The organism is Actinomadura sp. WAC 06369, from assembly GCF_003947565.1.
Classification (GTDB): Bacteria; Actinomycetota; Actinomycetes; order Streptosporangiales; family Streptosporangiaceae; genus Spirillospora; species Spirillospora rifamycini.
The window spans coordinates 1-9521 of the sequence record NZ_QHJN01000233.1 but is presented as its reverse complement, the minus strand read 5'-3'; the positions used below and the strand labels follow the sequence as shown (position 1 = coordinate 9521).

The window sequence follows — 9521 nt, the reverse complement described above, 5'->3', positions numbered from 1 at the left end:
CCACCCGCCCCACCAGGCGTGATGAGAGCCCCTCCCGGGCCCGGCCGACGTGACGCCCACCGCACCTGTGCCGTTGACGTTAAATCTATGTGACTTACCTCACACAACCGATACACAAAATGCCTCTGCAAGCGATGACAGGACATTAAGCTTCCGTTCAGGAAGGCGAGCGACGCCTCCCGACGCGCAGTCGGCAGTACCTCCTGCGTATCGCGGGGAAATGGCGCCTCAGCAGTGCCGCCGCACCGACTTAATTTCCCCGGAAATTGATAAGCGTATCACCATACCCACTGCGCGGCCTGGCTAAACATCTCGCAGATAACATTCCTCTGCGATCACGGGGCGAGATTCGCTAAGTTGCCTGGACATGGCAGCGCAATCCCTGGAAACACCGACCCGACGCCCGGACGCGAACGAGACGAACGAGGACGTGCGACTCCAGGAGCCCAGCCTTACCGACGGCCCCGAGATGTGGCGGCTCGCCCGGGACTCCAAGGTCCTGGACGTCAACTCGCCGTACAGCTACACGCTCTGGTGCCGCGACTTCGCCGACACCTCCGTCGTCGCCCGCGACGGCGGCGCGGCCTGCGGCTTCATCACCGGGTACACCCGCCCGTCCAGCGCCGACACGTTCTTCGTCTGGCAGGTCGCCGTCGACCGCGACCACCGCGGGCAGGGCCTGGCCCGCCGCATGCTCGACGACCTCGCCGACCGCCTCGCCGACCGCGGCCACCGGTACATGGAGGCCACCGTCACCCCGGACAACGCCGCGTCGACCGCGATGTTCGAGTCGTTCGCGCGGGCCCGGGGATGCGAACTCGTCCGCACCCCGCTGTTCGGCGCGGAGCACTTCCCCGACGGGGGACACGAGCCCGAGGTGCTCTTCCGGATCGGCCCCTTCACCGCAGCCGACTGACGCACGCTTCGACATCCCGCTGCTCACTCCATCCCAACCTGCCGGAGGCAGATCATGGACACTTTCGCCCGCATGGAATCGGAAGTCCGCGGCTACTGCAGGAGCTGGCCCACGGTGTTCACCAGCGCCCAGGGCAGCCACATGACGGACGAGAACGGCCGCACCTACCTCGATTTCTTCGCCGGCGCCGGGACCCTCAACTACGGGCACAACAACCCGCAGCTGAAACGCCGCCTGATCGACTACCTGGCGAGCGACGCGATCGTCCACAGCCTGGACATGTACACCTCGGCCAAGCGGGAGTTCCTGGAACGCTTCAACGAGTACGTGCTGTCCCCGCGGGGCCTGGACTACAAGGTCCAGTTCCCCGGCCCGGCGGGCAACAACTCGGTCGAGGCCGCCCTCAAGCTCGCCCGCAAGTACACCGGCCGCGAGACGGTCGTCAGCTTCACCAACGCCTTCCACGGCATGACGCTGGGCGCGCTGGCGGTCACCGGCAACTCGATGAAGCGCACCGGCGCCGGCGTGCCGCTCGGCCACGGCGTCGCGATGCCCTACGACAACTACCTCGACGGCCGCACGCCCGACTTCCTGCTGTTCGACACGATGCTGGACGACAGCGGCAGCGGCCTCGACAAGCCCGCCGCGGTCATCGTCGAGACGGTGCAGGGCGAGGGCGGCATCAACGTCGCCACCGCCGAGTGGCTGCGCGGCCTGCAGGACCTGTGCCGCCGGCACGAGATCCTCCTGATCGTCGACGACGTGCAGATGGGCTGCGGCCGCACCGGCCCGTTCTTCTCCTTCGAGGAGGCCGGGATCACCCCGGACATCGTCTGCCTGTCCAAGTCGCTCAGCGGCTACGGGCTGCCGTTCGCGGTGACGCTGATGCGGCGCGAGCTGGACGTCTGGGAGCCCGGCGAGCACAACGGGACGTTCCGCGGCTTCAACCCCGCGTTCGTCACCGCCGTCGGCGCCCTGGAGGACTACTGGACCGGCCAGGGCATGGAGAAGCAGACCCTCGCCAAGGGCCAGCAGGTCCAGACCGCCCTGGAGGAGATCGCGCTGTCGCACGCCGGCGCCGTCGACGGGGTGCGCGGCCGCGGCCTGGCCTGGGGCCTGGTCATGAAGGACCCCGAGACGGCCCCGCAGGTCTGCGGCGAGGCGTTCAAGCGCGGGCTGCTGATGGAGACGTCCGGTCCGGAGGGCGAGGTCGTCAAGCTGCTGCCGCCGCTCACCGTGACCGAGGCCGAGCTGAGCCGCGGCCTGGAGATCATCGCCGACTCCGTCGAGGCCGTCCGCTCGACCGTGGCGGTCTGACCGACCGTCCCGCAAGGGGTCCGCCGGGCCCGTCCAGCGCGGGCCCGCAGAGGGGCCGTCACCGGCCGCCCCCCGCCGATCGAAAGAGGAGATCAATGATCGTTCGTTCCCTGAAGGAGATCATCGGCACCGAGCGCGATGTTCAGGCGCCCACCTGGCACAGCCGCCGCTTCGTGCTGGCCAAGGAGGGCGTGGGGTTCTCGATGCACGAGACCGTCCTGTACGCCGGGACCGAGACGAAGATGTGGTACGCGAACCACATCGAGGCCGTCTACTGCATCGAGGGCGAAGGGGAGCTGATCAACCACGAGAACGGTGAGAAGCACCGTATCGAGCCCGGCGTCATGTACCTGCTGGACGGGCACGAGCACCACACCCTGCGGGCGCACACGGACGTCAAGACGGTCTGCGTGTTCAACCCGCCCGTGACCGGCCGGGAGGTCCACGACGAGAACGGGGTCTATCCGCTGCTCACAGAGGAGGACGCATGAGCATCATCGAGAGCCACCCGACGATCGACGACGCCTACCCGACTCGCAAGGGGGCGGAGGCGGCGCTCCTGTACCGCCAGGACCCGGTCGTCTACGGCGGTCCGAGCGACGGTCCCATCGACGAGGCGACGCTCGACTCCTTCGAGACGAACGGGTTCCTGAACGTCGACCAGCTGCTCGCGCCGGAGGAGGTCGAGGACTACCGCGCCGAGCTGCGCCGGCTGTCCGCCGACCCGGAGATCCTGGCCGACGAGCGCACGGTCACCGAGCGCGGGTCGAACGAGGTCCGGTCCATCTTCGAGGTCCACAAGATCAGCGAGGTCTTCGACTCGCTGGTCAAGGACCCCCGGGTGGTTGGCCGGGCCCGGCAAATTCTCGGCTCGGACGTTTACGTCCACCAGAGCCGGGTCAATTACAAGCCAGGTTTCACCGGCAAGGACTTCTACTGGCACTCGGACTTCGAGACCTGGCACGCGGAGGACGGCATGCCTCGGATGCGCGCGGTGAGCATCTCCATCGCGCTGACCGAGAACTTCGTGCACAATGGCGCCTTGATGATTATGCCGGGCTCGCACAAGACCTTCGTGGCGGCCGTCGGGGAAACTCCCGCCGACCACTACAAGGAGTCACTGCGCAGTCAGGAAATCGGCACCCCCGACCCGAACAGCCTCTCCATCCTCGCCGACAAGCACGGCATCGAGCTGTTCACCGGGCCCGCCGGCTCGGCGACGATGTTCGACTGCAACTGCATGCACGGCTCCAACGGGAACATCACCCCGTTCCCGCGCTCCAACGTGTTCATCGTGTTCAACAGCGTGGAGAACACGTGCGTCGAGCCCTTCTCGGCGCCCTCACCCCGCCCCACGTTCATCGGCGCCCGCGACTTCACCCCCGTGCGCGACTGACCTGATGGACGTAACAATTCCATAACCCGACCAAGGTGGTTGCGCCCGCGGAGGCATATCGTCTCCGCGGGCGCAACGCACACCACCCCCCCGAAGCAGGAGTTCAACGATGACTTCCTCCCGACGCCATTTCCTCCGCTCCGCCGTTCTGCTGTCCGCCGCGGTGCCGCTCGCCGCGGCGGGTTGCTCCACGACGGACCCGGAGACCGAGGCGAGCGGCGGCGGCACCCTCCAGAAGGCGAAGGACGCCGGCAAGATCAAGGTCGGCTTCGCCAACGAGGCGCCGTACGGCTTCACCGACAGCTCCGGCAAGCTGACCGGTGAGGCCCCCGAGCTCGCCCGCGTCATCTTCAAGAACCTCGGCATCGACGAGATGGAGGGAGTCCAGGTCGACTTCGGCGGCCTGATCGGCGGTCTGAACGCCAAGCGCTTCGACGTCATCGCCGCCGGCATGTTCATCACCCCCGAGCGCTGCCAGTCGGTGGCGTTCTCCGACCCCGAGTACGTCGCGAAGAGCGCCCTCATGGTCAAGGAGGGCAACCCGAAGGGCCTGACGGACGGCAAGACCCTCGCCGCCGAGGGCGCGAAGGTCGGCGTCCTGACCGGCGCCGTCGAGCAGAGCTACGCCGAGAGCCTCGGCGTCAAGGACGTCCAGACCTTCCCCGACCAGGCGAGCGCCTTCTCGGGGCTGAAGTCCGGCCGGATCGACGCGATCTGGCTGACCCGCATCTCGCTGGCCGACCTGCTGTCCAAGCACGAGGGCGAGGGCTTCGAGGTCACCGACGCGTTCACGCCCGTCGTCGACGGCAAGGAGCAGTTCGGCGCGGGCGCGTTCGCGTTCCGCAAGGCCGACAGCGAGCTGCTGAACGCCTTCAACGCGGAGCTGAAGAAGCTGAAGGACGGCAACGAGCTGCTGCCGATCCTCCAGCCGTTCGGCTTCACCGAGGCGGAGATGCCCGGCGCGGACGACACCGCGGCCAAGTTCTGCAAGGGCTGATCCGTGTCCGAGGTCCTCAGCAACGACCAGTGGCTCGAGGGCGCCGTGACCACCGTCCAGCTCACCGTGCTGGGCGCCCTGCTGGCGCTGGTGCTCGCCCTGGCCTTCGGCCTGGCGGGCACCTCGCGCCACACATGGGTGCGCGTGCTCAACCGCGTCTACGTGGAGTTCTTCCGCGGGACGCCGGCGCTGGTGCTGCTGTACTGGTTCTTCTACGCGCTGCCCCTCGTCGGCTTCCGGTTCACCCCGATGCTCGCGGCGGTGCTCGCCCTCGGCCTGAACGTCGGCGCGTACGGCGCGGAAGTGGTGCGCGGCGCGATCAACGCGGTGCCCAAGGCCCAGTACGAGGCCGCGATCGCGCTGAACTTCACGCCGTTCCAGCGGATGGTGCGGATCCTGCTGCCGCAGGGCGTCGCGCTCATGCTGCCGCCGTTCGGCAACCTGCTCATCGAGCTGATGAAGGCGACCGCCATCGTCTCCCTGATCGGCCTGGTCGACCTGACGCGGGTGTCGAAGAACCTGCAGAGCAGCCTGGGTGACACGATCATGGTCTTCTCCGTCGTCCTCGTGTTCTACTTCGTGATCGCGCAGCTCCTGCAGCTGTTCGTCCGCTTCGCCGAACGCCGCGTCGACCGGATGCTCGGCCGCCGCGGCGGCCACGAGCCGTCGCTCAAGTCCGTCGCGGCGGGCGCCCCCGGGGCGGGGGTGACCGGCTGATGCAGTGGGACACCGGGTACGCTGTGGACGTCTTCCCGGCGCTGCTCGAAGGACTGCGCGTCACGGTCCTGGCGACGCTGATCGCCTACGCGATCGCCCTCGTCCTGGGGCTGGTGTGGACGCTGCTGCGGCGGGCGCCGAACGTGGTCGTCCGGCAGACGGTCCGCTGGATCACCGAGTTCATCCGGTCCACGCCGCTGATCCCGCAGCTGTTCTTCGTCTACTTCGTCTTCCCGGACTGGGGCCTGACGCTCGAGTCGCTCACCGCCGGCATCATCACGCTGGGCGTGCACTACTCCACCTACACGGCGGAGGTGTACCGGGCGGGCATCGCCGACATCCCGAAGGGCCAGTGGGAAGCCTGCACGGCGCTCAACCTGCCGAGGTCGCGGGTCTGGCTGGACGTGATCCTGCCGCAGGCGGTGCGGCGGGTCATCCCGACCCTCGGGAACTACCTGATCGCGACGTTCAAGGACACTCCGATGCTGCTGGCGATCAGCGTCCACGAGGTGCTCTTCGTCGCGTTCGACGAGGGGGCCAAGACCCTGAAGTACCTGGAGCCGCTGACCGTCGCCGGACTGATCTTCGTCCTGGTCAGCGTGATCTCTTCGATCATCGTCCGCCGCCTGGAGACGCGCTATGCCACCAACTGACACCACCCCGGAAGCCCCGAATCCCGACGAGACCGCGGACGTCTCGAAGCAGAAGGGCGAGGCCCTCGGCACGGCCGTCGGCAAGGGCTCCGACGCGCCCGGCATCCGCTTCGAGAAGGTGGTCAAGCGGTTCGGCGGCAATGTCGTGCTCCGCGAGCTCGACTTCACCGTGCGGCCCGGCGAGCGCGTGACGCTCATCGGGCCGTCCGGGTCGGGCAAGACCACGATCCTGCGGCTGCTGATGACGCTCGAGAAGCTCGACGAGGGCGTCATCTGGATCGGGGACAACACCCTCTGGCACATGGACAAGGGCGGCAAGCTCGTCCCGGCCAACGAGAAGCACCTGCACGAGATGCGCAAGCAGGTCGGCATGGTGTTCCAGCAGTTCAACCTGTTCCCCAACATGAACGTGCTGCGCAACCTCACCGAGGGGCCCGTGCGCGTGCTGGGGGTGTCCAAGGACGAGGCCGTCGAGCGGGCCCGCGGCCTGCTGGACATGGTCGGGCTGGCCGACAAGGAGAACGCCCACCCGAGCAGGCTGTCGGGCGGCCAGCAGCAGCGGGTCGCCATCGCGCGCGCCCTCGCCATGCAGCCCAAGGTCCTGCTGCTGGACGAGGTCACGTCGGCGCTCGACCCCGAACTGGTCGTCGGCGTCCAGGACCTGCTGCGGGACATCGCCCGGGAGAGCGACCTGACGATGCTGTGCGTCACGCACGAGATGCACTTCGCCAGGGACATCTCGAACCGGGTCCTGATGTTCGACCAGGGCCAGATCGTCGAGGAGGGCCCGCCGGACCAGATCTTCGGCGAGCCCACCGAGCAGCGCACGCGGGACTTCCTGCAGGCCGTCCTGGCCTCCTGACCGCCCCGCGCACCCGCACCGAAGCGCCCGCGCCCCCTCCGGGGGACGCGGGCGCTCCGCGTCGCGGCAGAACGAACACCCGAACGCGCCAAGCCCTGCCCGTCACGGCAGGCCCGTCACGGTGCGTCCTTCCACGCTTGTGCGACGAGGTCCGACCACTGCGGGGTCGGGACGGTGACGCCGGCCTGGGCGGCCAGGACGGCGGGGAGGGAGCCCAGCGGGGCCTTGTGCGCTTTCCGGGCGATCTGCCCGACGATCGCGGCGGTCAGCTCGCGGCCGGTGTCCAGCCGGGGGAACGCGGCGTGCGCCCGGTCGGCGAGGCCGTCCGGCAGGGCGTCCGCGCCGAACGCGACGACGTCGGCGCCGGATCCGGCGTGGGTGAGCGCGATCTCGGGGCGCATCCGGTCCGCGATCCCGAGGCTGGTGTGCAGGGCGATCGCCTCCCACACGACCCGGACCCGCTCCCCGTCCATGCCGCGGTCGCGCAGGAACGACGCGGCGCGGTCGGCGCCGTCCACCTCGAACCGCTGGTCCCCGTCCCCGTCCCCGTCGTCGGTGAGGCCGAGGTCGTGCAGCAGGCAGGCCAGCAGGAGCACCTCGTCGTCGTAGTCGGCGCCCGGCCGCAGGCCCCGCGCCTCCCCGAGCGCCCGGCCGAACAGGTAGGCCCGCGCGCTGTGCCCGGCGAGCGCGGGCGTCCCCGCCGTGAAGACGAAGTCGTGGGCCGGGCGGGTGAGGTCGGTGTCGGGAGCGTTGAACTCGGCGAAGAAGTCGCCCATGCCGGTCTCCTTGTCGGACGAACGATGACGGCACCGATCGTCCGCCGCGGAGGCTCCCACCGGCCAGTGGCCGTCCTGCCGATATGCGCTACGTTCTGGCCATGCCGCTCACGGACCCGGTCTCCCCCGCCCCTCATGTCGTCGCGGTCCTCGCCCTGGACGGGGTCGTGCCGTTCGACCTCGCCGTCCCGGGGCAGGTCTTCGGGCCGACCACCACCGACCTGGGCGTCCCGCTGTACGAGGTGCGCGTGTGCGCCGGGCCGGGCGGTGCGGCGACGTCGGGCATGCTCGGCCGGATGCGGGTGGAGGCCCCGTTCGGGCTCGACGCGCTCGCGGGCGCCGACACGATCGTCGTCCCCGGCCTCGACGACCCGTACGATCCGCCGGGCGCGGTGCTGGACGCGCTGCGGGACGCGTCCGCCCGGGGCGCGCGCGTCGCGAGCATCTGCGTCGGCGCGTTCGTCCTGGCCGCCGCCGGGCTGCTGGACGGGCGGCGCGCGACGACCCACTGGATGTACGCCGGGCGGCTGGCCCGGCGGTACCCGGACGTCGAGGTCGACCCGGCCGTCCTGTTCTTCGACGAGGGCGCGGTGCTGACCTCGGCCGGCGTCGCGGCGGGGATCGACCTGTGCCTGCACGTCGTCCGCCGCGACCACGGCGCGGCGGTCGCCGCCCGCACCGCACGCCGGATCATCATGCCGCCGCAGCGGGACGGCGGGCAGGCGCAGTTCATCCGGCACGCGGACCCGGCGGACGCCGGCACGGCGCTCCAGCCCGTCCTGGCGTGGCTGGAGGCGAACCTGCACCGGCCGCTGACGCTGGACGACATCGCGCGGCACGCGTCCGTCAGCGTGCGGACGCTCAGCCGCCGGTTCCGCGAGCAGGCCGGGACGACGCCGCTGCGGTGGCTCGCGCGGGCGCGGGTGCGGCGGGCGCAGCAGTTGCTGGAGACGACGGACCTGCCGGTGGAGCGGGTCGCGGCCGAGTGCGGGTACGGGTCGGCGGTGACGCTGCGGGCCCATTTCGCGCGCGCGGTGGGCGCGTCCCCGCAGGCGTACCGGGGCGCCTTCCGCGCCGCGCCGTCCGACCCGCCCGCCCCCGCACCGAACGTGATTCGGTACCGTGGCCGGATGGACACGCGGGAGGGATGCACGACCGATGGGTGACGGGACGGCGATCGCAGGGCTCGGCATGACCGAGCTGGGCAAGGTGTACGGACGCAGCCCCCGCCGGTTCGCCGCGGACGCGGTGCGGCTCGCCGCGGCCGACGCGGGCCTCGCGCTGGGCGAGGTGGACGGGCTGATCGTCAGCCACGGGCTGGGGGGCTCCCCCGGCATCGAGCTGGCCGACACGCTCGGGATGCGCGACCTGCGGCTGCTGACGCAGATGAACGCGTTCGGCGCGACCGCCGGGGCGATGATCTCCTACGCGGCGATGTCGGTGCGCAGCGGCGCCGCGTCCGCGGTGGCGTGCGTGTTCGCGGACGCGCCGCTCAAGCCGAAGCAGTCGTCGGGCGCGGCGTACCACCGCGACGCGCGCGAATGGTACGGGTTCGGGGGGATGACGGCCGCGCTCGGCCTGCGCAGCGTGAACTCGTTCTACGCGCTCGCCGCGCAGCGCCACATGGCCCGCTACGGAACCACCAGCGAGCAGCTCGGCGCGATCGCCGTCGCGACGCGGGAGTGGGCGGCCCGCAACCCGCTCGCGCAGATGCGCGACCCGATCACGATCGACGACCACCAGAGCTCGCGCTGGGTGTCCGAGCCGCTGCACCTGCTCGACTGCTGCCTCGTCTCGAACGGCGCGATCGCGGTCATCGTCACGTCCGCCGAACGGGCGCGCGACCTCGCCCGCCCGCCCGTCCACCTGTGGGGGTGGGGGCAGGGG

The 9521-nt window shown here is 70.3% G+C and carries 10 protein-coding genes and 1 pseudogene; 10 read left to right on the top strand and 1 reads right to left on the bottom strand.

All coding sequences use genetic code 11. The annotated features are described in order from the left end of the window. The first annotated feature begins 367 nt into the window (after window positions 1-367). The 8 genes from ectA to ehuA all read left to right on the top strand — a co-directional run bounded on the left by ectA (window position 368) and on the right by ehuA (window position 6858). The gene (ectA, locus tag DMH08_RS36375) at window positions 368-916 is read left to right on the top strand and encodes a diaminobutyrate acetyltransferase (protein WP_125620716.1); all 549 of its coding nucleotides are present in this window, start codon (window positions 368-370) and stop codon (window positions 914-916) included. Between the two features lie 54 nt (window positions 917-970). After that, the gene (ectB, locus tag DMH08_RS36370) at window positions 971-2233 is read left to right on the top strand and encodes a diaminobutyrate--2-oxoglutarate transaminase (RefSeq protein ID WP_026405914.1); all 1263 of its coding nucleotides are present in this window, start codon (window positions 971-973) and stop codon (window positions 2231-2233) included. Window positions 2234-2328: 95 nt separating this feature from the next. Next, window positions 2329-2724: an ectoine synthase gene (locus DMH08_RS36365; RefSeq protein ID WP_026405913.1), complete on the top strand. Its 396-nt coding sequence runs from the start codon at window positions 2329-2331 to the stop codon at window positions 2722-2724. Then, entirely contained in the window at window positions 2721-3629 is a 909-nt protein-coding gene (thpD, locus tag DMH08_RS36360) for an ectoine hydroxylase (protein ID WP_026405912.1), read from the top strand. Before DMH08_RS36365 ends, thpD begins: the two co-directional genes overlap by 4 nt. Window positions 3630-3738: 109 nt before the next feature. After that, window positions 3739-4626, top strand: a complete 888-nt coding sequence (gene ehuB, locus DMH08_RS36355) for an ectoine/hydroxyectoine ABC transporter substrate-binding protein EhuB (protein ID WP_125620714.1) — start codon at window positions 3739-3741, stop codon at window positions 4624-4626. A 3-nt stretch (window positions 4627-4629) separates the two neighbouring features. Next, window positions 4630-5343, top strand: coding sequence for an ectoine/hydroxyectoine ABC transporter permease subunit EhuC (gene ehuC / locus DMH08_RS36350; RefSeq protein WP_125620712.1), 714 nt, complete (start codon window positions 4630-4632; stop codon window positions 5341-5343). Next, entirely contained in the window at window positions 5343-5996 is a 654-nt protein-coding gene (ehuD, locus tag DMH08_RS36345) for an ectoine/hydroxyectoine ABC transporter permease subunit EhuD (protein WP_026405909.1), read from the top strand. Before ehuC ends, ehuD begins: the two co-directional genes overlap by 1 nt. Then, complete coding sequence (ehuA, locus tag DMH08_RS36340; protein ID WP_125620710.1) at window positions 5983-6858, top strand: ectoine/hydroxyectoine ABC transporter ATP-binding protein EhuA; 876 nt, start codon at window positions 5983-5985, stop codon at window positions 6856-6858. Before ehuD ends, ehuA begins: the two co-directional genes overlap by 14 nt. 116 nt (window positions 6859-6974) lie before the next feature. Here the strand turns inward: ehuA and DMH08_RS36335 are convergent, their stop codons facing one another. Continuing rightward, complete coding sequence (locus DMH08_RS36335) at window positions 6975-7634, bottom strand: HD domain-containing protein (protein WP_125620708.1); 660 nt, start codon at window positions 7632-7634, stop codon at window positions 6975-6977. Window positions 7635-7735: 101 nt separating this feature from the next. On the opposite strand from DMH08_RS36335, the gene DMH08_RS36330 reads away from it, so the two are divergent. Together DMH08_RS36330 and DMH08_RS36325 are read left to right on the top strand one after the other, a co-directional pair. Then, window positions 7736-8800 (top strand): GlxA family transcriptional regulator, encoded by a 1065-nt coding sequence (locus DMH08_RS36330; protein ID WP_125620706.1) that lies wholly within the window; start codon window positions 7736-7738, stop codon window positions 8798-8800. Continuing rightward, window positions 8793-9521, top strand: a pseudogene (locus tag DMH08_RS36325) (thiolase family protein); the annotation flags it as partial. The gene DMH08_RS36330 and the pseudogene DMH08_RS36325, both read left to right, overlap by 8 nt.